Source organism: Candidatus Nitrosotalea sp. FS, assembly GCF_011319475.1.
Lineage (GTDB): Archaea > Thermoproteota > Nitrososphaeria > Nitrososphaerales > Nitrosopumilaceae > Nitrosotalea.
In genome coordinates this window covers 1-22,607 of sequence record NZ_RCMC01000051.1, presented here as the reverse complement: position 1 = coordinate 22,607, position 22,607 = coordinate 1, and the positions used below count along the sequence as shown (strand labels likewise).

Below are 22,607 nucleotides of genomic sequence, written 5' to 3'. Positions count from 1 at the left end.
TTATTCAGTTACTGTATAGACTGGATCTTTATCGGTTTTCTGCAATTCAACAAAAGTTTCCGTGTTTTGTATTCCTTCTATCTTTCCTATTTTTTCTATAGCTACAGTGTGTAACTCCTCAAGGTTCTGTGCTCTCAGAGTCAACAGGATATCAAACCTTCCAGTGACTTCAGATATTGCAACTATCTCAGGAGTTTTCAGTAATGCTTTATGGATTTGGTCCTTTAGCTTTGGATCTCTGTTGATACCCATGGTTGCTCGTACTCCAATGCCTATCAATGATTCATCAACTACGATGGTAAATTTTTTTATTAATTTTTTCTTGACTAGTCGTTTTACTCTGCTATAAAGAACCGAAGTGTTGACACCAAGTTTTTTGGATAGATTAGGGACAGATGTATTACCGTCTCTGCTAAGTTCGGTAATTATTTTCATGTCTAATTCGTCGAATTTGTGCAACTTTGCGACTTGTTTTTGTTACTATTTAATAAATGTAAGTTACTTTTCCAAAAGTATTCTTATTTCATGACTGTTCTGATTACATGAAATTTTTACGATCATACAATTCTCGAACGATTTTGTCGCTAAAGGATTTTAAATAGGCAAATTGGAAACCTTTCGTAATGATTACCACCGAGTCCCAGATAGCTCAAATGATAACTGATGCTAAGAAGAGCACAAAGGAAAGGAAATTCAAACAGGCAGTAGAGCTAATCATGGTTTTCAGAGATATCGATGTAAAGAAAGGATTCGCAATAAATGAGACAGTCCAGTTACCAAAAAAGATGAACAAGTCATCTTCAATATGCGTAATCGCATCAGGAGATCTTGGAATCAAGGCAAAGGGTGCCAATGCAGACTTGGTTGTAGACACTACACAAGTAACACAGATGGGCGCTAACAAAAGAGAGTCTCGCAAATTAATCAACGGTTATGACTTTTTCCTTGCAGATACTTCAGTAATGGCAAATGTAGGTAAGACCTTGGGTCAGTTTATGGGTCCAAGAGGAAAGATGCCAACACCACTTCCATTCAACGCTCCAATCGAATCAATATTGGAAAGATTTAGATCATCAATAAGAGTAAGACTGAAAAATTCTCTTTCCTTAGCATGCAAGATAGGTGATGAAACAATGTCTGATGAAGACTTGGCAGCAAATGCTCATGCAGTGATTGGTACAATAGAAAAGAAATTACCAAGCGGCGACAAGAACATCAAGAAAATAATGATCAAGACAAGCATGGGAAAGATAATCAAACCAACACAACCAGGAACAAAGTAACATGCATCAAAATAGAACCAAATATCCTCAAAAGAAAGCTCAGATGTATCAACAGTTACAAGAGTTACCAAACAAGTACAAAGTTGTAGCTCTAGTCAGAATGGAAAAAGTAAGATCTTCACAATTATTACCATTAAGAAAAAAATTCAAAGGCGAAGTAGAAATTGTCAGTGTTAAAGATAAAGTTGCACAAAAATCACTTTCAACATTAAAAATTCCTGGAATTGAAAAACTTGCTGAAAAGCTAGTTGGACAATGTGTATTGATGTTTACAAACATGAGTCCAATCAAGTTGAACATTTTACTTGGTAAAAACAAGATTATGATGGCAGCAAGAGGTGGAGATAAGGCAAGCATAGATGTAGTCATCAAGGCAGGCAACACAGGAATTACTCCAGGACCAATTCTTACAGACTTTAAAGAAGCAGGTGTATCAACCAAGATCGATCAAGGAACAGTTTGGATTACAAAGGATTCAGTGGCAGCAAAGAAAGGAGACGTAATATCTGGAAAGTTGGCCACCCTACTGAGCAAACTAGATGTCAAGGCAGTAGAGGCAGGAATCGTACTAAACTCCGCTTTGGAGGACAAGGTAGTTTACAATCAAGAAGAATTAACAGTCGATGTAGAAGCATACAGAACTGCATTTGCCCAGGCACACCAGGAAGCATTGTCACTATCAATAGAGATAGGATATGTAACCAAAGAGAACGTCAACATGATACTTGGNAGGAAGCATTGTCACTATCAATAGAGATAGGATATGTAACTAAAGAAAATGTCAACCTGATACTTGCCAAGGCAGCTCAGCAAGCAAGATCACTTGCAATAGCAGCAGGCTTTCTTACTGATGACACAAAGGATGCAACAATACAGAAAGCAAGCGGACAGGCAAAAGCACTTGCAGGCAAACTAAAGGGTTACACCCCACAATAAATCAGAGACACAAATTCTTAGCGCACCNAGGCAGCTCAGCAAGCAAGATCACTTGCAATAGCAGCAGGTTTTCTTACTGATGATACCAAGGATGCAACGATACAGAGGGCAAGCGGACAGGCAAAAGCGCTAGCAGGCAAACTGAAGGGCTATACCCCACAATAAATCAGACAGACAATTCTTAACGCACTTTTGGCAGATTCCAGTTGTATTTCATGGCAACCAATCGCATTATGGTTGTAACCAATATTGAGCCAACGGTAACTAGCTCAATTGGGAGATTGACAAGTAGAAGAATGTAAAAAACTACAACGCCTAGAAAACTTGCTGATGCATACAGTTCTTTTACAAAGACCATAGGTATTTCATTTACAAACATGTCTCTCAAGATTCCTCCTCCCACAGCTGTTACCATCCCAGCCATTGCCATTGCCAAAAAATTCATTCCAAACAATTGATAGGCCAAGGTTGCCCCAATTGCAGTAAAAACACCCAGTCCAATAGCATCAAATTTTAAAAACAGATTCCAGTGTTTTTGCATTTTAGGATAAAGAAAGAAGATAGCAATTCCTGTTACTGTTGTAATTATCACATAGTTTGGATCAGATATAGAACGAGGAGGAAAATGTCCAAGAACTATATCCCGTATTGTTCCCCCAGCAACACCAGTAATTGTTGCAAGGATGATAATTCCTACAATGTCTGCCTTGTGTTCAATTGCCTTGAATGCCCCAGTTACTGCAAAGGCCATTGTTCCAAACAAATCAAGTATCAATACGATAGTTTGAATCGGAGACGATAATTCAGTCAAATAACAAAGTAACCAAGACTATGGTAAATAATGTTTAAGAGATTACAAAAAAGGGATAGATTACAGTTTTAACCGAATAGTGCAGAAAGACCTTCCATTGCTTGTTCTTCGGTCTTTGCAGATGGTAGATCAGCCTCTTTCTTTCCTTCTGATGCGCCTCCACCTGATGGTGCTGCTGCTGGTGCGGCAACTGCTACTGGTGCAGCCTTGATTGCTTCCTCGATGTTTACATCGGCGAGAGCAGCAACAAGTGCCTTTACTTGTGCTTCATTTACTTCAGCACCTGAAGCCTTTACAACATTAGCAACATTTGCTTCGTTGATTTCCTTCTTTTGTTTGTGCAAAAGCAACGCAGCGTATACGTATTCCATTGTAAACAAATTTTGAAAGAGGCATAATATAAAACTATGGAGACTTGGAAAAAATAAATCTAAATTGATTTTCCTAGTTTAAGATCTTAAGACCTCGACATATAGAATACATGTATTTCTTCAAGTCTTTGTCGTAAAGTGTATCCATTCTTTGTTTTAAGACTCGCTTTGCTTGTTCTTTTTCTGGACCATCAGGTAAAGAAAGTACATTGTTGATTAATTCAGGTATTGATTCTCGAACCCAGCCAGAAATAATATTGTGAATGTTCTTGTGGATTTTTTCAACATGGTCACTAGTCACATTAAACACTCCAGTGAAATTATTGTGTTCTACCCTATAGATTAAAGCAAATATGCATTCTTTTGGATTTGGATTTTTCAAAAGTTCAAGTGATTGAGGACCGGCCTTTCCCTGAGAAACTTTGTTCTTGAGGCCTACTGGATTTATTATCATTCCATTAACTCCAATGTTGGAATTTTCTACTCCAGTTACAATTCCTACAACGATATCCCTATGGTCACCATTTGGTTGGGATGCAAAGACGTAATCTCCTTCTTTCCAGCCCTTTTTTGTGAACATGAGAAACTTTCCTAATAAATCATATTTAATGTGTTGCTTCAGAATGCTTAATATCGGTCAGAAGAAAAAATTGTGAAATGGACAAGGACCAGATCCTTTCAAAGTTTTCCACGGATCCGGATAGATACTACAAGGTCGCATTGTTTGAAAGTGAGGGATTTAGAAGAAAATCATGCACCAAGTGCCACAGGTTTTTCTGGACCTTGGATGATGGACTCAGTCTGTGTCCTGATCACATAGAGAACAGCTATTCATTCATTGGAGACCCACCTACAAACAAGAGATTTGATTACACCCAAGCATGGAAAGAAGTAGAATCATTCTTTGTACAAAACAACCACAAATCAGTTGGACGATATCCCGTAGTCTGCAGATGGCGTGATGATCTGTATTTTACAATTGCATCCATTGTAGACTTTCAAAGAGTCATGGGTTCCAAAGTAGTCTTTGAGTTTCCTGCAAATCCATTGATTGTTCCTCAGACTTGTCTTAGATTCAAAGACATTGAAAATGTGGGAGTGACTGGAAGACATTTTTCTAGTTTTTGTATGATAGGACAACACAGTATACCAAATTCACAAGGATATTGGAAGGATAGATGTGTAGACTTGGATTTCAAACTTCTCACCGATAGATTTGGAATTAATAAACAAGAGATAGTGTTTGTCGAGGATGTTTGGGCAGGAGGTGGTTCTTTTGGCTCATCACTGGAATATTTTGTCAGAGGTCTAGAGCTTGGCAATGCAGTATTTACTGAATTTCAGGGAGATCTAACCAACTATTCTATCTTAGATCAAAAGATTATCGACATGGGTGCAGGTCTTGAGAGATTTGCATGGGTAACAATGGGAACTCCTACCGCGTATGATTGTTGTTTTGGACCCATAACAAAATACATGATAAACAAAATAGGAATCGATACAGACTCAAACATAATTTCCAAGTATTTCATGTCAATAGCAAAAGCTCTCTCAGAATCAGATGACATTTCAATAGTTAGAAAGACTGCAGCAAAAATTGCAGGTTTAGATGAAACAAAACAGGACAAGATGATTTCTCCACTAGAGGGAGTCTACATGATAGCCGATCACTTGAGGACACTGGTATTTGCAATTTCTGATGGTGCACTACCAAGCAATGTAGGAGGAGGATACAATTTGAGGATATACTCAGAAGAACACTTGCAACTATGGATAGATTTGGCTGGAATTTTGATCTCAATGACCTCATTGACCTTCACATAGATTATCTAAAGTCCACATATCCAGAACTTGAACAAACCCGCAATGATGTAAAAGCAATAATCGAGGTAGAGAAAAATCGCTATGGCGAGTCAAGAGTCAGAATGAAAAACATGGCAGCTACTCTCAAGACACAGAACAAAAAACTAGCAGTCGATGATCTCATCAGACTCTATGAATCTGACGGTATAACTCCAGACTTTCTCAAAGAATACCAGATAATATCAGAGATTCCTTCTACATTTTATGAGAGACTATCAGATTTGCACCAATCTGAAAAGACAGAGAAAAAGGAAGAATTGAATTTAGAAGGCATTGAGGATACAGATTTACTATATTACAAAAATGATCCGCACGAATTTGATGCCAAGATACTCAGAATTATTAAAAATAAATTTGTCATACTTGACAAGACGTCATTTTATGCAAGAGGAGGAGGACAAGAGCCAGACCATGGCAAAATTGCAGAGTTTGATGTAATAGATGTCACTAAGCACGGAAATGTGGTATTGCATGAGATCAAGGACGGATCTCCAAAAGAAGGCATGGTTGTAAAATGCAAAATTGATTCAGTGCGAAGATATGGAATAACACGAAACCACACCAGCACTCATGTTCTTAATGCATCTGCAAGAAATATTCTAGGTTCTTGGATCTGGCAGCATTCTGCTTTCAAAGATGCAGATTATGCAAGACTAGACATTACACATCATTCAAACCTTACAGAAGAAGAGATAACAAAAATCGAAGATCTTGCAAATGTAACCGTAAGAAAGGATATCCCAATTTTGATCAACCAGTTTGAGAGAGGTGATGCAGAACAAGAATATGGTTTTAGAATTTACCAAGGAGGAGTGGTACCAGTAAAACTAGTACGAATTGTAAACATAGAAGGTTTTGACGTAGAAGCATGCGGTGGAACACATGTTCAAAAGACCGGAGAGTTGGGATTGATAAAAATCACCAAGGCTGAGAGGATCCAGGACGGAGTAGTTAGACTAGAATTTGTGTCCGGCGAGTCTGCACTAAAGTACACCCAAAACCAAGATAGAAAAATTTCGCACATAGTAAAATCTCTAGGTTCAAGTAAAGAAAAGATGTTAGAGTCGTTTGAGCACGCAATGAAAGATTCAGAGGATGCAAAAAAGAGACTACGACAAATAATCAAGAGAACATCAGATACATCTGCAAGAGAGGCCATCTCTCAGGCAAAGAATCTTGGCAAAGTCAAACTCTATTCTGCAGTAGACGAAGAACTTGATGAAGAATTCNAACATGCAATGAAAGACTCAGAGGATGCAAAAAAGAGGCTAAGACAAATAATCAAGAGAACATCAGACATGTCTGCAAGAGAAGCCATCTCTCAAGCAAAGAATCTTGACAAAGTCAAACTCTATTCCGCAGTAGACGAAGAACTTGATGAAGAATTTCACATATCAGTAGGAGAGATTGCAACCAAGCTTGACAAGTCCTTGATTTATTGTGTGCTGATTGTAAAAAATGAATCAATCAAGATAATATCATTTTCAGGCTCTGATGCNGAGAGATTGCAACCAAGCTTGACAAGTCCTTGATTTATTGCATATTAATTGTCAAAAACGAATCAATCAAAATAATATCATTCTCAGGCCCCGATGCTGTGTCTACCAAAAAGGCAGGAGATCTAGTAAGAGATGTTTCTAAAGTGCTTGGCGGTTCAGGCGGCGGAAGAGACACATTTGGTCAAGGTGGAGGAAAAGATCTATCAAAGATAAAAGATGCATTACTTGCCATAGAAAAATCAATTCTTGGAGAACGATAGCAGATGGATTGGATGGCACTTGAAGAAAAATGGAGACGCAAGTGGGAAGAAGAAAAATATTTTGAAACTGATCCAAATAAAAATAAAAAATTCTTTGTCACAGTAGCATATCCATATCCCAATTCTCCTCAACATGTTGGACATGGAAGAACATACACTCTAGCAGATGTTCATGCAAGATTCATGCGCATGCAGGGTTACAACGTATTATTCCCAATGGGATTTCATTATACTGGAACACCAATTTTGGGCATGGCGCGAAGGGTTCAAGACAATGATGTAAAACTGCTTGAGACATTTCGCACTCTGTACAAGGTCCCAGATGATAAAATAAGAGAGTTTGTAGAGCCAGTAAAAATTGCAGATTATTTCCATCAAGAGATAAAGGCAGGAATGATCGAAATGGGATACTCGATAGACTGGAGAAGAGAGTTTACCACAATAGATCCAGTGTATAGCAAGTTTATCGAGTGGCAGTTTGGCAAACTAAAGGAAAAAAATCTCATAATTCAGGGCACTCATCCTGTGGGATGGTGTCCAAAGGATCAAAATCCAGTATCACAGCATGACACACAAGGAGATGTAGAGCCAAGTTTTACAGAATATACAATCATCAAATTCAAGTATGACAAGTACATCATTCCTACTGCAACACTACGGCCAGAAACTATTTTTGGTGTAACAAACATCTGGATAAATCCAGACTTTGTATACGAAATAGTTCAAGTTGACAATGAAACATGGATAGTAACTAGCGAATGTGCAAGAAAGTTAGAGTTCCACAACAAAGCAATAACAAGACTTGATAAAATATCTGGCAAGGAACTAGTAGGAAAAAAAGTCAAGGTTCCCGAAAGAGACGACCAGGTTTTAATTTTGCCAGCAAGTTTTGTCAAAAGTGAAAACGGTACTGGCATTGTAATGTCTGTTCCAGCACATGCTCCTTTTGATTATCAAGCCTTGGAAGATCTCAAAAAAGAGATTGCAAAATATCCAAATCTTTCTGATGTTCAAAATGTAAAAGCAATATCAATAATTGAGACAGAAGGTTATGGACAGATTCCTTCACTTGATGTAATAACTAGATTCAAAATCGAAGATCAAAACAGTTCAAAACTTGAAGAAGCCACCAAGGAAATATACTCAAAGGAATTTTACGGCGGCAAATTAAAACAAAACACAGGAAAATTTGCAGGCAAGACAGTTGCAGTGGCAAAAGACGAAGTAAAAAAATGGATGCTGCAAGGCGGAAATGCTGACATTTTATACGAATTAAACGAGATCCCCATAAGGTGCAGATGTGGTGCAGAGTGTGTAGTAAAGATCCTCAGTAACCAGTGGTTTCTCAACTATTCAGATCCTGAATGGAAGACAAAAGTGCATGCATGGATAAATGAGATGAAGATTCTTCCAGAAGAAATCAGAAATGAGTTCAACAATGTAGTAGATTGGCTAAGAGAGCGAGCATGTGCAAGACAACATGGCTTGGGAACAAAGTTACCTTGGGATAAAAACTGGATAATAGAGAGTCTTTCTGATTCTGTAATTTACATGGCATACTATACCATAGCAAAATATGTAAACAACAAAGAGATTACGCCAGAAAATGTGTCTGATGCCTTTTTTGACTACATATTCTTGAACAAGGGAGATCCTGAAAACATATCATCACAGTGTAAAATATCACCCCAACTTTTAGAGAAGGTAAAAAACGAGTTCCAGTATTTTTATCCAGTCAATGCAAGACATTCTGGAAGAGACCTAGTACCAAACCATCTAACATTTTTCATCTTCAACCACATCGCAATATTTCCAAAAGAGTACTGGCCTGAAGAGATTGTAGTCAACGGATCAGTCCTCATGGATGGAAAAAAGATGTCCAAGTCAGAAGGAAACATAATTCCACTCAGAGATGCCATAAGAAACCACGGAGCAGATGCAATCAGGCTTACAATATTAATTTCTGCAGAGCTACTGCAAGATGCAGATTTTAATCAAGAGGCTGTCAAGGGAATAAAAAGTAAATTAGAAAACATGTTAGAAGAGTGCTCAAAATACAGAGCCAGTCACAATACTAGACTTGAACAAGAAGACAAGTGGATAAAAAGTAGGGTAGAACAGTTGGTACAAAAAACAACCACATCCATACAAAAAATGAGGCTAAGAGAGGCACTACATTTTGTATTATACGAGTTCGAGTCAGACCTTCAATGGTATACAAAACGAGCCCTTGCAAAGAAAAGAGAAGACTTTACAGGAATTTTGCACGAGATTACATCCATACGAGTCTCAATGATGTCGCCCTTTGCGCCATATGCATCAGAAGAGATGTGGTTAAGGCTAGGAAATACCGGCATTGTATCAAAATCTCCATGGCCAACATACCATGAAAACATGATTGACTTTGAATCAATTCAATCTGAAAACCTACTAAAGAATACAATTGAGGACATAAAAAATATAATCAAGGTTACAAAGATCACTCCAAAAAAAATAACAATCTATACACCTGCACAGTGGAAAGTAAAAGCATACCAGAAAATCTTATCAAATATTGTAGCAGGTGAAGTCAACATAGGCACTCTGATAAAAGCACTCATCGCAGACAAGGAAACAGAAGATGTAAAGAAAGATCCAGATTTTGTGAAAAAAACAGTCAATGACATATTGTCAGAATCACAAGAAGAAAGAGAATCAAAGAACAAGATTGGCCTTGTTGATGAAAAGAAAATTCTTTCAGAGCTTGATTCACTAGTACAAGCAGAGTTTGGAATCACATCACAAGTATTTTCAGAATCAGATCAAGACAAGTATGATCCAAAAAATAAATCAAAGACATCAAGACCATACAAACCAGCTATACTAATTGAATAATAATTGCCACATGTTTTTATTAGGTCATTTTAGGTATAAGATCGTTTGAAGATAGCTATAGTAGGCATAGGAGTTGCCGGGGCATATCTCCTTGCAAGATTGAAAGGTCAACACGAAGTAGTGGGTTTTGAAAGATCTACTGTAGAGAATCATGATTCCATTTGTGCATGGGGTACATCAAAAGCACCGATGGAAGAATTTTCAAAAAAAGTTGGCCTTGATTTTAACGATTATGTAATTCATGACGGAAAACAAATGTACGTTGACATGGGTTTAGAAAGATTTCAAATCAAACTCAAGGGACTCTGCACTTACAATAAGATTGGATTGATAAAAGACATGGCAAAGGGATGCAAGATACATCATGGTGTTGCTCCAAAATTACAAGATTTAGAGTCAGAGTATGACATGATTGTGGACTCCACAGGTTTTCATAGATCATATCTACCCAGACTTGCAAAAGATTTCCATTTACCAACATTTCAGTATAAAGTGGAATATGAGAATGGCGTACCATTTGATGATTTTTATCTCAAGCCATTTTCCTCAATTAGCGGATATTTCTGGTATTTCCCACTAGGAGACAATGTCGCACACATTGGAGCAGGTGACAAGAATAAAAATCACATAGTAGAGACCAACGCATTCTTGAAGAAATATGGCGGAAAAATCACAAAGACTGTTGGAAGACCAATTCGTCTTGCCACTCCAGATCTCTGCGGGCCATTTTATCATGGAAAAGTAGTAGGGGTTGGTGAGTCTATAGGAACAGTCTACCCATTGCTTGGTGAAGGAATAATTCCAAGTATGACATGTGGAGACATTTTTGTGGAGACATTGGGCAATAATGAAAAATATAGACAGATGGTCCTTGAAAAATTTGCAATTTATTCAAAGGTATTATCATTTGTAAGAAATAAAATGGATAACAAGTTTGGCGTGATGAAAAGTTTTGTAGACATGTTATCAATTTACAGATACATGAAAAAGAATGAAAAAAGATTTGGCATGGAAATCAAGATGACAGACATGATGAAAGTAGCAAAGGCCTAGAATCACATACTTACATAGCCAAAATTTTCTCTTGTTGTTCTATTTGAATTCATAGTATAATCATAAATCATTTTAGAATAATCCACTAGAACATCTTTCATGTCATCATGAGATTTTGCAAAGTAAAACCCAGGACAGTCACCTGTAAATTGAAACGTAGCATGAACTCTGACTTTGCCTTTTTCATTTTCAAGCCATGATGAAAACGGGTATAGGTAACACACTCCAGGTCTAGAAGGATGCAATCCACAATAGCCCTTGTCATCAAGAAACCTACATTTTACATAGGTCCCGTCTTCGGACTCTTTCTCATCTTCTTTGCGTTTTAGATTTATCATGGTCATAACCACAGGGTTTCCAGTAGGTCCCTTTTCTTCCCATGTAGCTATATTGGTCTCCTTTTTTACAAAATCAGATATTTTTTCATATTTTAGATTTTTACTTATTGTTATCAGATCATTACTTGTAAGCGGTAGCCTACCCTGCCTGTTACAGCAATTATGACAATCAGGCCAATAACATTTCCACAAGACATAACCATTTTCATCCTGTAAATATGGAATATGAAAAATTACGTCGTTTACCTTTATCTGAAAATCTGAAACATTTGTTTTTTTACCCAAGATAAAATCCTGAATTACTGGTTCGATTTTCCAGTCTTTTGATAATAGTTCTAGGGCCTCTTCAATATTTGATTTCATCAACTAATAAATTGAGATCGGAACTTTTTGAACGTTATCAATGCTAGAAGAGAAAGGAAAGTATGCCTCTGCCACTCAGAATCGAAGATTTGTCTGGGAAAAAGTCATGTGGCCACTAGTCTTAGAGTTGAACGCAACTAGTTTTACTAGTCAACAATACAAAAAGCGACGTGACCAAGTATGCAAAGAGCTTAGCATACCAGCTTCTAAAATTGCAGGAGGTTTTGTGTCGTTATTGTTAAAAGGAATTTTATACAAAGAAAATGATCTTTATTCCATTCATTACAGATTAATCCCCTACATGAGACTTGGTGCAAATTGTGATTATGCAACAGCAGTCCGTGAGGCTAGTACAAAATAATATATTCTCAAGAAATACAAGTCGTCTCGGTAGCCCGATAGTCTAGTGGCCAAACAATTTTGGGTTAGGGATCTCAGGCTCTGGATCTTATGAGAGGACACCTGGGGACGGCAGTTCGAATCTGCCTCGGGCTATCTATATTTTTAAAAACAATCTTCGCTATCTAGAAGCCATTGCTATTCTTTCTAGCTCATTTTTCTTCTTAACAGAAGGTGCATTCATGTCATTTGCAGAAGCAAGTATCAAGTGTTCTGCAAGATTTTCCTCAACTGCTTTAGGATTAGAAAATGATGCGTCTCTGACACCCTCTGCAATGAATCTTAATGCCAAGTCTACTCTTCGCAATGGTGCAACATCTACTGATACGTGATAGACAGTTCCACCATATACTATTCTGGTAGTATCTTCATTTGGTGCAGAGTGTTCTACTGCTCTTATCAAAACTTCAACTGGATTTTTGCCAGTTTTTAGATATATGATATCAAATGCTGCCTTGACAGTATTGATTGCGCGAATTTTCTTTCCGCCCATTCTACCTGTGTTTTTGGCATATTTCTTTCCAAAGTGTGATAGTTTGTTTATCAATCTTTCAGCAATGTTAACTTCAGCCTTGTTGAATCTCTTAAGAGCTGATCTACCAAATGACAATGGTATGATCTCTTGTTTTAGAGATATTACATTTTTCAGTCCTGGATCTTTAATATCGATATTAGATATGTCCCATTTTCTAAAAAGTAAAAGGTTCTGTGTTTCAGTCATTTTCTATCTCCTTGGTTTTTCCTTCTTGCCATAAACAAGTTCCTTAAGTGAAGTTCCATTTACCTTGAAAACCTTCCACCTTACACCAGGGATATCACCAAGGGCTCCTCCCATGGATGCACCCATTCCTTCTACATGTACTTCGTCGTGTTCATCAACAAAGTTGAGTGCACCGTCCCTAGGAAGGAAGGCGGTTACCGTTTTACCATTTTTAATCAGTTGTACTCTAACACATTTTCTTACAGCAGAGTTTGGCTGTTTTGCTTCAATTCCAACTTTTTCTAAAACTATACCTCTAGCTTGTGGAGCGCCTCCAAGTGGGCTTGCTTTTCTGTCAAGTCCTAGTTCTCTTCTCTTATAGGTACCAATTGACCACTTTTGTCGTTTTCTCTTATCTTTGAGAACTCTTCCTGCAAATAGACCTAGAGGTGATTTTGCCATACCATTTACTCCATTATTTTCTCCGGACTTTGAATAAGAACACTAGAAATTTGAAAGTATCTCTTTGCTAATAGTCTTGCTTTTTCTGCATTACGTCCTTCTCTGCCTACTACAATTCCTTTCTTTTTTGCATCAACTAGAATGATTGCTTGAAGTGAGCCGTCCAGTCTCTTGTTTATTTTTACTTCAGAAACTAATTTTGGATTGAGCATGTTTTTTAGAAATTCTGCTGGTTCTTCAGAATATTCTACAAGTTCAACATTTCTTTTTACCACGTTTTGTAAATTCTTAATTGTAGAACCACCCTTTCCAATGGCTAGTCCCATTTTACCATGATTTACCACAAATATTACTCGGTCTTGCTTTTCGTCCTCAATACAGTCTCGTGCTGTAGCTCCGGTCACATTCTGAAAAAGTGACATTAGCTTTATTTGATCTGTTGAGAGTTTGATTGTTTCCGTCATGCCGTTTTTAAACTCGATCTCTTGGTGGGACATTTAAATCTTGATAGATAAAATACGAGGAAAAGTACATCAGGTTAGTTCGTCTCTGTTTCTAGTTCTTTGGTTATTGCTTTAAGATTAGTATCGCTTAGAGTCTTAAGCGACAATGCAGAAATTCTAAACTGGGTTCCACACAATCTACCAAGTTCTACTGATGAACCGTTATATTGTAGAGTTGGAACTTTGGAATTTTTAGCTGCTTCTTGTATTTTTTCCAGTGTTTTTTCCTGTATAGAGTTTGACAATACGACAACCTTTGAACTTTTGATTGTACTGATTGTCTCCTTTGTACCAAACGAGTACTTGCCATCCTCAATTGCATCTTTTATTATTTTTTCTAATAGTTTAGCCATCTTGAACCACTCTCATGTATAGATCTACTGTTCCTGTACCAATTGGAATATTTGCTCCTACTATAACATTTTCTGTTACTCCTTTGAGTTCTTCAACTTCTCCTGCTAATGCGGCTTCTGCAATTGTTGGAACTGTAATTTCAAATGCGGCTCTTGCAAGTACACTTGTCTTAGTACCAGCGATTCCGTGTCTTCCAATTTGCTGCAAGTATCCTCTAGAACACATCAAGTCAGATACCAACATGATGTATCTCACGTCTACTTCCAGACCTTGGTCTTCAAGAGTAGAGCTTAGTTCATTTATCAATGAGTTTCGTGCAGCCTCAATACCTAGAGTACCTGCAATCTCAAAGATGTTATTAGTTCGAATATTTTTCTTGTCGATTCCGTCAATCTCCCATACTTTTGCAATGTTTGAGCCAGATGTTTGTATAACCCACTCTTCTCCTTGTTGTACAATAGTAACTCGTTCTACATCTGTTACACCTTTTACGGTGGTTGACAGTACTTTGTTTCTCATTGCAAGAACAGTTTGAGTATCAGATTCTTCAGGTAGTGTTAATGTGATAGAGTGTCCGCTTGGTTCAATTTCAAATTTCTTCTTGGAGGATTGTAATGCATCTACAACATCTTCTATTGTACATGCTCTTTCTCGTAGTTTATCTTGATTGAGATTGAGTTTTATTTTTGTAGAATAGTCAGTTTCAGTACTAGAGATTAATGCACTAATTTTGGTGTGAAGAATTTCTCTAGCTACCTTGATTGCTTTTTCTTTTGATTTCTTGTGATTTTCTTCCAAGTAGATATCCATTGTTGGTGTTACTGGTTTCTTTCTTGCATCTACAAGTTCGATTAACCTAGGAAGTCCTAGAGTTACGTTTCTTTCTCTGATACCTGCAAAGTGGAATGTTCTCAGAGTCATCTGAGTACCTGGCTCTCCTATTGATTGAGCGGTTACTACACCTACTGCTTGGCCAGGTTCAACCTTGGCATTGTCGTACAGCTCTAATGCTTTTTTACAGACTTTATCAACACCATCTTTGCTAAGTTTTGATTCAAGTAGTGCCTCAAGTACAGTTTTTGATAAACGTGGATTGAATGTCTTTGCATATTTTTTGACTAGATCTGTTATCTCTTCTTTTGTGGCTTTCTTTCCAGAATCAATGATGCTTTCAGATTCAATCAATCTTGCAATTCTAAATGCTTCACCATGATCACTTTTTGCTACATCGATTCCGTCCTCACCATAAAGGAATTGTATTATGTGACCGTGTGGATCTCTTACTGTTCCATCATATTCTAGTTTGAGGTGTTCAAGTGCATTGATGAGTCTTCTCTGCATGTAACCACTTTGTTGGGTTCTAACTGCAGTGTCAACAAGACCTTCTCTTCCACCCATAGCGTGGAAAAAGAATTCCAGAGTTGACAGTCCTTCCCTATAGTTAGATTTTACAAATCCTTTACCATCTGGGTTGGCATCATTTTCTTTAAAGTGTGGTAATGCCCTGTTACTATAACCTTTGAGAATTCTTCTACCTCTAATAGACTGCTGTCCCAATGCACCTGCCATTTGACCAATGTTTAATGAGGAACCTCTGGCACCAGTTGTTGCCATTATTCTACCTGCATTGGTTTCATCAAAAGACTTGTCTGCAGAGTTTCCAGCTTTATCTCTTGCTTTTGAAAGCTCGTTTACGATATATGCTTCCAATGCTTCTTCTGCAGAAAGACCTCTGCTAAGTTGTAGTGTGCCTTTCTTTGCCTGAGCAATGAAATCATAGACCCTGTCATATGATTCCTGAATATTTTCAAGAATTCCATCTTTTGTCTTTGTTGCAAGTTCAAGATCAGCGTATCCATAACTAAATCCATAACCTGTAATGAATTGTTTTAACATAATTAGAATAGAGTTGAGGAAATTCTTTGCCTCTTCATATCCATAGTCTTTTGTGATTCTATGCAAGACACTATCAGGTTCTTCTGCTCCGATAGATGCTTTGTCAATAACACCGCTCACTAGCTGCCCATTTTTGATTACTACATCTTTTACTGGACCCTTTGTACCTTTAGACCATTTTGAAGTAATCACATAGTTGAAGTCTTTTGGTAAGAAGAGTGAGAACAATTGTTTGCCACTGTAAAGTGAACCACCCTTTGCTTTTACTGCAGGATCTGGAAACGCTCCAGTGTAACCTGCCAACATTGCAAGGTTTGCAAATTCTTGAGGTGTTAGAGTAGTATCATCTTTTGTAAGTAGATATGCTCCAGTGATAAAATCACGCAATGCACCAATTATAGGACCTCCATATCTTGGTGAGATCAATTGATCTTGTACACGCATTAAGAGTATAGCTTCTGCTCTGGCCTCCTCACTTTGAGGTACATGAAGATTCATCTCATCTCCATCAAAGTCAGCGTTGTAAGGAGGACAGACTGAAGGATGTAGTCTAAAGGTCTTGCCAGGTAATACCCTAACATAATGGCCCATGATTGACATCTGGTGCAATGATGGTTGTCTATTGAACATCACAATATCACCATCAGAGAGATGTCTTTCTACTAGATATCCAATTTCAATATTATTTGCAATAGTTTCTCGGTCTTCAACGAAATCAAGTCTGATTTTTACACCGTCTGGTCTTACAATGTAGTTTGCTCCTGGGAACTTGCTTGGTCCATTTATGACAAGTTTTTTCAGTCTTTCAATGTTCCATTCAGTTACAACCTCAGGAATTGTTAGTTTAGTTGCAACTGCCTCTGGAACTCCTACCTCAGATATCTGCAAGTTTGGATCAGGTGAGATTACAGTTCTACTTGAAAAGTCAACTCTTTTTCCAGATAATGAACCTCTGAATCTACCTTCTTTTCCTTTCAGTCTTTGTGTGAGAGTCTTAAGTGGTCTTCCGGATCTGTGGTGAGCTTGCGGAATTCCAGAAACTTCATTATCAAAGTATGTTGTTACGTGATATTGTAAAAGATCAACCAAGTCTTGTACGATAAGTGGAGGTGTTCCGGCTTCCTTGCTTTCTTTGAGTCTTTGATTTACTCTTATGATGTCTACTAGTTTGTGAGTCAGATCATCTTCAGATCTGATTCCAGTCTCTAGAATAATTGATGGTCGTACTGTAACTGGAGGAACTGGCAGAACCTGTAGAATAAACCACTCTGGTCTTGCTGTTGTAGGATCATATCCTAACAACTTGAGGTCTTCATCAATCATGTGTGAGAATCTTTCACGGATTGTGATTGGCAATAATCTATTTTCACCAAGCTCAGTTCTTTCGATGAAAATTGTTGGTTTTGTAAATATCAACTCATATTGTGATTTGCCGCAATGAGGACATGTTTTTTCTTTCTTTGCTCTTTCTATTATTTCAGTAGGAATGTGTTTGATTGAGATGACAGTATACGCTGCCTCCTTTTTCATAATTTGGTGATATTCTTCTAGCTCTTCTTGTGGGATTTTTAGTCTGGCGCATGATCTACATGTAGTCAACAAAAGTTTGTAGATGTTGTCTATGAATGCAATATGTAAAACAGGCTCTGCAAGTTCGATGTGGCCAAAGTGACCAGGACATCTTGCAGCAGTATTTCCACATGTAAGGCACTTTTGACCTGGTTCAAGTGTACCAAGTCTTCCATCCATCAATCCACCCTGAACTGACATTCCATCTTCATCATAAGTTTCAGGGGCAGTGATTTCAGCAACAGAATATTTTCTAATTTCTGTTGGAGACCATACAGAGAACTTTATTCCATCGATTACTTTTATTGTTTCAAGCGCCATTATACTCTCTCCTTTATCAAGAGTCTTGGTGCCACATCAAGACTCATCATTTCTTGTAGAAGCAGTTTAAACGCATATGCAACAGAGATTGATGTAACTTTTGCCTTGTCACCACATACTCTGCATACAAATCTTCTTTGTTTGATATCATAATAAGAAACCAATCCACATCTTTCACAGATGTAAATATCTGCCTTGTCAGATTCATCAAGCAATCTATCTTTTAGCATCATGGATGCGCCATATGCAATAAGACAGTCTCTTTCCATTTCACCAAATCTTAAACCTCCACCTCTTGCACGTCCTTCAGTTGGCTGTTTGGTCAACATCTGTACTTGACCTCTTGCTCTTGCATGAATCTTGTCTGCAACCATGTGGTGAAGTTTTTGATAATATACAACTCCTATGAATACATCTACTGCAAACGGTTTTCCTGTTCTTCCATCATACATTACTTCTTTTCCAGAATACTTGAATCCGTTTTGTTCTAGAACACCTTTGACATCTTCAAGTTTTTCTCCAACAAAGGCAGATCCATCCATCTTGCTTCCACGCAATGCAGCAGCTTTTCCTGTTACAGATTCCAAGAACATTCCAACTGTCATTCTAGACGGGAAAGCGTGAGGATTAATCAAGACATCTGGAACAACGCCATCTGCAGTATATGGAAGGTCTTCTTGGTTGACAAGTAATCCAACAACACCCTTTTGACCGTGTCGTGATGCAAATTTATCACCGATTTCTGGAATTCGTAAATCTCTAACTCTAATTTTGTACATTCTTCCACCATCATGAGATTGAGTCATGACAACAGTGTCAACAACTCCATTTTCGGACGGTCTGACACCGATTGAAGTGTCTCGTCTGTATGGTCCTTTTACTTCAAATTCTCTATATTCTTCCATAAATCTAGGCGGACTTGTTTTTCCAATCAGTATATCTCCACCCTGTGCGGTAGATTCAGTTGCAATAACTCCATCTTCTTCTAATAATCTGTATGCCTTGTCTCCTCTAAATCCACGAATATTTCCTTCTGCAGTTGGAATTTCAAAGTTATCTCTCATACCTCCAGGATATTGTTTTGCTTCAGCTTCATAGATTCTGTAGAAGAATGTTCTTCCAAGACCTCTGTCAATTGAGGACTTGCTCAAGACAATAGCGTCTTCAATGTTATATCCGTCAAAAGGTAATACTGCGACAACACAATTTTGACCAGCAGGTCTGTCCTCTAATCCTAGAAGACCCATTGCTTTTGTATTAACAATTGGAGTCTGTGGATACAACATCAGATGTTGTCTGACATAGGTACTTGCATTCATCAAAGGTGTTGAAAAACCAAGACTTTGTTTTGCCATTGCAGATTCGTATGTATTTCTAGGAGACTGGTTATGTTCCGGATATGGAATTATTGATGCACCAGCACCCAAAATTGCAGATGGAAATACTTCCATGTGAGTGTGTTTTTTGATGTCAGTCTCATCAATTGCAATGTAAGAGTTTTCTTCTTCATTAGCATCTACTAGCTCAATTATTCCCATATGCAACAGATCCGTCCATGAAAGGAATTTTTTGCTCACCTTGTCGATTAATTCCTGGGTTAGGAGAATTTTATTATCTTTGATTACAATAAGAGGACGCAAAACTCTTCCAGCATTGCAATTAACATAAAGTCGTTTAGTGGAACCTTCAAAGCTAGATTGATACAAGAATATTCCAACGTGTGGATGAATCTTGAAGTTTCTTCGAAGATCTCGTAGAGAGTCAACAAGTCTTTGTCCATCCTTAAAGTATCCAATCAATCTACCATCGACAAAAACTCTGGTGCCTTCTTTTTTCAGCTCATCTTTTGCATCAGATACATAAGTTACACCCAAGTCATAGAGTTTCTCGATTATATCCTCAGATGGAACATTAACAGAAATTATTGCAGATAAAGCTAAATTCTTTACAAGCCCACAATTTGAGCCCTCAGGAGTCTCACTTGGACATATTCTACCAAAATGAGTAGCATGAAGATCTCTTGCTTCAAAGTTTGGCTGGCTTCGGCTCAATGGTGATTGAATTCTTCTAAGATGGCTTATAGTTGAAAGATAATTAGTTCTATCAAGAAGCTGAGTTACACCAACTCTACCTCTTCCCCAATTTCCGGTTGCAATAGCATTATTCATCTTATCAGTAACAATTCCAGGTCTGACAGCAGCTGCTACTGCATTGATACCTCTTTTTTGACCTGATCTTTCTAGTTGGTATTTCATGTCCCGGACAAGATTTCTAAATGCGGTTCTGAAAAGATCAGCAAGCATTTGACCTGCAAATTTTATTACTTTATTTCCATAATGATCTTTATCATCAGTTGCAATCCAGCCCAATTTTAGCTCGATTAATTTGCAAGTAGCTTCTCCCAGAAATAGCGCTTTTTCTTTTCTATTATCAGGATGTTTACCAAGATGTGGAAGAAGTCCCCAGTCAAGCAATGTTTCAGCTCTTTTTATCTGGAATTCTTCAAGCATACCAGGTGCAATTCTTTTACTAATGTAGACTATGGCATCTTTTGCTGTAGGCACATCACCTGATTTTTCAAACGAGCCTTCAAGTTCATCTTGAATATCATCCACTAACGATACAGAAGCAGCTATTTCTCTATCAGATTCAAGACCTAATGCACGCATTAAAGTAACTACTGGAATGTCAACAGGAGAACCTGGAATCTTTGCAACAATGAGACCGTCATTTTTCATTATTAATTCTAATTTTGCACGATAACCAACAATAGAAGAATAGACCTTTGCCTTGAAAACAGTATTACCACCAACAGTTTCTCTATCCACAATAATTTTGTTGTAAGAAAGATCTTCTAATCCAACTATGACTCGTTCAGAACCATTTATGATAAAATAACCTCCAGGATCACTTGGATCCTCACCATGCTCTACTAGTTTTTGTTCAGAAAGATTATGCAATATACAAGCATTAGAGCGAACCATGACTGGCATGTCTCCGATATGAATATACCTGGATTCAAGAATTTTTCCGTCTTCCACAACACTTGCTTCAAGCATTATAGGAGATGCATATGTGACATTTCTTAGTCGTGCCTCCATTGGTGCAATATGAGTAATAGAACCGTCCAGTTCCATCATACGTGGCTGTTGAAGTTTTACTTTACCAAGTTGAATCTTGTATGGATATTCTGCACTTTCAATTTCAATCTGTCCGACTTCATCAATAATACTTTGAAGTCCCCTTTCAAGAAATTCATCATATGAGTTTAGATGTTGTCTTGCAATTCCTTCTCTCTTTAGTATATCTTGAATGATAGGCCAGCGTTTGTTTGAAATGTTTGCCATTATTCTTCCACCACGTACCTATAGTACAGACTCTCGCCAGCAGTAGGACTCTTTCTTGTAATTTTTATCATATCTCCAGGCTTTACTCCCAAGCCTCGGATAGCCGGATCGCTCACATAGATCAATGGCATTTCAGTTGGCTTGGTGTGATATTTTTCAAGAACTTTCTCTGCTTCGTCTTTATTCATTATCTCATGTTTTGGAACATAGATATGATCTGGAATGAGTATTTTCTCTTTTTTACTTATCATGTTTAAAATCTCCTTTGAACATTAGCTGTAAACGTATGACTAATCCACAAACTAAGATGCATCCACCGAGAGGTTAATATATATCTAATTGGAAGCGTACCAAAATTAGCATCTTTTGTCAATAATTTTTTCCGCAACTTTAAATAGCAAAAAAAATCACTTTCAACCAAGATGAGTACTCGCTTTAAAGGATTTGCGTTACTTGCAATTCTAGTTTGCTCTATAGGGATAGTACCTGTTTTTGCTTCCCCAGCTCTCTTGAATGGTACAAGTGCAAATCCTACAAGTGTTACATCTGGAAATACCNTACTTGCAATTCTGCTTTGTACTATAGGAGTAATGCCCGTTTTTGCTTCTCCATACGCGATACAGAATTCAGCAGGTCCAAATTCTACAAGTGCTACATCTGGAAATACAGGTACATTGATCAGTTCTGCATCTACAGGTGCAATCACCGTAACAACTGACAAGGCATCATACAATGATGGAGACAAGGTTACAATATCAGGTAGCACACAAGACTACATTTCTGGTACACCAATCACTCTTCAGATCATTAGTCCAATAGGAAATCGTGTCCATGTGGCTCAGGTAGATTTAGGATCGGATAGAACCTTTTCAACCACTATAACTGCTACAGGTGCNCAGGTAGTACACAAGACTACATTTCTGGTACACCAATCACGGTCAGGATCATTAGCCCAATAGGAAATCTTGTCAAGGTTGATCAGGTGGATCTAGGATCTGACAGAACCTTTTCAACATCCATAACTGCTACAGGTGTTCTTTGGCAAGAAGCTGGAGCATACACCGTAAAGGTACAATTCGGTAGTGCGGCCAGAACAGCTCAAACAACCTTCCAATTCGCTGGATCAAGCGTATCAGGAGGAAACACCATAAAAGTTGACGGTACAGACCTTTCTGTAAAATACAGCATAACCAATGGCAAAGTCCTTGGCATAAAGGCTGATATCCAGTCAAAATCACTTATTGTGTCAATACAGACTACTGGAGATGGAGTATTAACAATAACACTCCCAAGAGCACTGATTAATGCAACAAGCCCACAAACTGGTCAAGACGACAAATACTTTGTACTAGTAGACGGTCAGGAAGAAGACGGTTTCCAGGAGACTAGCACTACAGCAACCGAC

At 37.9% G+C, this 22,607-nt stretch carries 17 protein-coding genes, 1 tRNA gene and 2 pseudogenes; 8 read left to right on the top strand and 12 right to left on the bottom strand.

Going from position 1 to position 22,607, the window contains the following annotated elements; genetic code table 11:
* Complete coding sequence (locus tag DYY66_RS02590; RefSeq protein ID WP_178085572.1) at nucleotides 1–435, bottom strand: Lrp/AsnC family transcriptional regulator; 435 nt, start codon at nucleotides 433–435, stop codon at nucleotides 1–3.
* A gap of 191 nt (nucleotides 436–626) precedes the next feature.
* Here DYY66_RS02590 and DYY66_RS02585 point away from each other — a divergent pair, with 191 nt between their 5' ends.
* The gene (locus DYY66_RS02585; RefSeq protein WP_166285984.1) at nucleotides 627–1,283 is read left to right on the top strand and encodes a 50S ribosomal protein L1; all 657 of its coding nucleotides are present in this window, start codon (nucleotides 627–629) and stop codon (nucleotides 1,281–1,283) included.
* Nucleotide 1,284: 1 nt separating this feature from the next.
* Nucleotides 1,285–2,012, top strand: a pseudogene (rplJ, locus tag DYY66_RS02580) (50S ribosomal protein L10); the annotation flags it as partial.
* Between the two features lie 388 nt (nucleotides 2,013–2,400).
* On the opposite strand, the gene DYY66_RS02575 reads toward rplJ, so the two are convergent.
* The 3 genes from DYY66_RS02575 to DYY66_RS02565 all read right to left on the bottom strand — a co-directional run bounded on the left by DYY66_RS02575 (nucleotide 2,401) and on the right by DYY66_RS02565 (nucleotide 3,981).
* Nucleotides 2,401–3,030, bottom strand: coding sequence for a trimeric intracellular cation channel family protein (locus DYY66_RS02575; protein WP_166285950.1), 630 nt, complete (start codon nucleotides 3,028–3,030; stop codon nucleotides 2,401–2,403).
* 68 nt (nucleotides 3,031–3,098) lie between these two features.
* A complete protein-coding gene (gene rpl12p / locus DYY66_RS02570; RefSeq protein ID WP_166285948.1) occupies nucleotides 3,099–3,401 on the bottom strand; it encodes a 50S ribosomal protein P1 in 303 nt (100 codons plus the stop codon).
* 73 nt (nucleotides 3,402–3,474) lie between these two features.
* On the bottom strand, nucleotides 3,475–3,981 hold the full coding sequence (locus DYY66_RS02565) for a hypothetical protein (RefSeq protein WP_166285946.1): 507 nt from the start codon (nucleotides 3,979–3,981) through the stop codon (nucleotides 3,475–3,477).
* 77 nt (nucleotides 3,982–4,058) lie between these two features.
* On the opposite strand from DYY66_RS02565, the pseudogene alaS reads away from it, so the two are divergent.
* The 4 genes and pseudogenes from alaS to DYY66_RS02545 all read left to right on the top strand — a co-directional run.
* A pseudogene (gene alaS / locus DYY66_RS02560) lies at nucleotides 4,059–6,493 on the top strand (alanine--tRNA ligase); the annotation flags it as partial.
* A gap of 275 nt (nucleotides 6,494–6,768) precedes the next feature.
* Nucleotides 6,769–7,023, top strand: a complete 255-nt coding sequence (locus DYY66_RS02555; RefSeq protein WP_309223957.1) for a DHHA1 domain-containing protein — start codon at nucleotides 6,769–6,771, stop codon at nucleotides 7,021–7,023.
* A gap of 3 nt (nucleotides 7,024–7,026) precedes the next feature.
* Complete coding sequence (gene leuS, locus DYY66_RS02550; RefSeq protein ID WP_166285944.1) at nucleotides 7,027–9,897, top strand: leucine--tRNA ligase; 2,871 nt, start codon at nucleotides 7,027–7,029, stop codon at nucleotides 9,895–9,897.
* Between the two features lie 45 nt (nucleotides 9,898–9,942).
* Entirely contained in the window at nucleotides 9,943–10,950 is a 1,008-nt protein-coding gene (locus DYY66_RS02545; RefSeq protein ID WP_166285942.1) for an NAD(P)/FAD-dependent oxidoreductase, read from the top strand.
* A gap of 2 nt (nucleotides 10,951–10,952) precedes the next feature.
* Here DYY66_RS02545 and DYY66_RS02540 read toward each other — a convergent pair whose 3' ends face one another.
* A complete protein-coding gene (locus DYY66_RS02540; RefSeq protein ID WP_166285940.1) occupies nucleotides 10,953–11,654 on the bottom strand; it encodes a YkgJ family cysteine cluster protein in 702 nt (233 codons plus the stop codon).
* 37 nt (nucleotides 11,655–11,691) lie between these two features.
* On the opposite strand from DYY66_RS02540, the gene DYY66_RS02535 reads away from it, so the two are divergent.
* On the top strand, nucleotides 11,692–12,012 hold the full coding sequence (locus DYY66_RS02535) for a hypothetical protein (RefSeq protein WP_166285938.1): 321 nt from the start codon (nucleotides 11,692–11,694) through the stop codon (nucleotides 12,010–12,012).
* Nucleotides 12,013–12,043: 31 nt separating this feature from the next.
* Nucleotides 12,044–12,146: transfer RNA gene (locus tag DYY66_RS02530), tRNA-Gln, on the top strand.
* Between the two features lie 25 nt (nucleotides 12,147–12,171).
* Here the strand turns inward: DYY66_RS02530 and DYY66_RS02525 are convergent.
* The 7 genes from DYY66_RS02525 to DYY66_RS02495 form a co-directional block, all read right to left on the bottom strand.
* The gene (locus tag DYY66_RS02525) at nucleotides 12,172–12,771 is read right to left on the bottom strand and encodes a 30S ribosomal protein S7 (RefSeq protein WP_166285936.1); all 600 of its coding nucleotides are present in this window, start codon (nucleotides 12,769–12,771) and stop codon (nucleotides 12,172–12,174) included.
* A 3-nt stretch (nucleotides 12,772–12,774) separates the two neighbouring features.
* Nucleotides 12,775–13,212: a 30S ribosomal protein S12 gene (locus DYY66_RS02520; RefSeq protein ID WP_101008821.1), complete on the bottom strand. Its 438-nt coding sequence runs from the start codon at nucleotides 13,210–13,212 to the stop codon at nucleotides 12,775–12,777.
* Nucleotides 13,213–13,217: 5 nt separating this feature from the next.
* Nucleotides 13,218–13,676 (bottom strand): NusA-like transcription termination signal-binding factor, encoded by a 459-nt coding sequence (locus DYY66_RS02515; protein WP_166285934.1) that lies wholly within the window; start codon nucleotides 13,674–13,676, stop codon nucleotides 13,218–13,220.
* Between the two features lie 74 nt (nucleotides 13,677–13,750).
* Nucleotides 13,751–14,068, bottom strand: a complete 318-nt coding sequence (locus tag DYY66_RS02510) for a ribosomal L7Ae/L30e/S12e/Gadd45 family protein (protein WP_166285932.1) — start codon at nucleotides 14,066–14,068, stop codon at nucleotides 13,751–13,753.
* A complete protein-coding gene (locus DYY66_RS02505; protein WP_166285930.1) occupies nucleotides 14,061–17,855 on the bottom strand; it encodes a DNA-directed RNA polymerase subunit A' in 3,795 nt (1,264 codons plus the stop codon). Before DYY66_RS02505 ends, DYY66_RS02510 begins: the two co-directional genes overlap by 8 nt.
* Nucleotides 17,855–21,202 carry a DNA-directed RNA polymerase subunit B gene (locus DYY66_RS02500; protein WP_166285928.1) on the bottom strand — a complete coding sequence of 1,116 codons (3,348 nt, stop codon included), beginning with the start codon at nucleotides 21,200–21,202 and terminating at the stop codon, nucleotides 17,855–17,857. Before DYY66_RS02500 ends, DYY66_RS02505 begins: the two co-directional genes overlap by 1 nt.
* Nucleotides 21,202–21,453, bottom strand: coding sequence for a DNA-directed RNA polymerase subunit H (locus DYY66_RS02495; protein ID WP_166285926.1), 252 nt, complete (start codon nucleotides 21,451–21,453; stop codon nucleotides 21,202–21,204). The genes DYY66_RS02500 and DYY66_RS02495 overlap by 1 nt, the downstream gene beginning before the upstream one ends.
* Nucleotides 21,454–22,607: the final 1,154 nt, after the last annotated feature.

Coding starts and splice junctions, on each gene's coding strand:
- DYY66_RS02590 (WP_178085572.1), bottom strand. CDS start 435: ATGAAAATAATTACCGAACTTAGCAGAGACGGTAATACATCTGTCCCT.
- rpl12p (WP_166285948.1), bottom strand. CDS start 3,401: ATGGAATACGTATACGCTGCGTTGCTTTTGCACAAACAAAAGAAGGAA.
- DYY66_RS02565 (WP_166285946.1), bottom strand. CDS start 3,981: ATGTTCACAAAAAAGGGCTGGAAAGAAGGAGATTACGTCTTTGCATCC.
- leuS (WP_166285944.1), top strand. CDS start 7,027: ATGGATTGGATGGCACTTGAAGAAAAATGGAGACGCAAGTGGGAAGAA.
- DYY66_RS02535 (WP_166285938.1), top strand. CDS start 11,692: ATGCTAGAAGAGAAAGGAAAGTATGCCTCTGCCACTCAGAATCGAAGA.
- DYY66_RS02525 (WP_166285936.1), bottom strand. CDS start 12,771: ATGACTGAAACACAGAACCTTTTACTTTTTAGAAAATGGGACATATCT.
- DYY66_RS02520 (WP_101008821.1), bottom strand. CDS start 13,212: ATGGCAAAATCACCTCTAGGTCTATTTGCAGGAAGAGTTCTCAAAGAT.
- DYY66_RS02515 (WP_166285934.1), bottom strand. CDS start 13,676: ATGACGGAAACAATCAAACTCTCAACAGATCAAATAAAGCTAATGTCA.
- DYY66_RS02510 (WP_166285932.1), bottom strand. CDS start 14,068: ATGGCTAAACTATTAGAAAAAATAATAAAAGATGCAATTGAGGATGGC.
- DYY66_RS02505 (WP_166285930.1), bottom strand. CDS start 17,855: ATGGCGCTTGAAACAATAAAAGTAATCGATGGAATAAAGTTCTCTGTA.
- DYY66_RS02500 (WP_166285928.1), bottom strand. CDS start 21,202: ATGGCAAACATTTCAAACAAACGCTGGCCTATCATTCAAGATATACTA.
- DYY66_RS02495 (WP_166285926.1), bottom strand. CDS start 21,453: ATGATAAGTAAAAAAGAGAAAATACTCATTCCAGATCATATCTATGTT.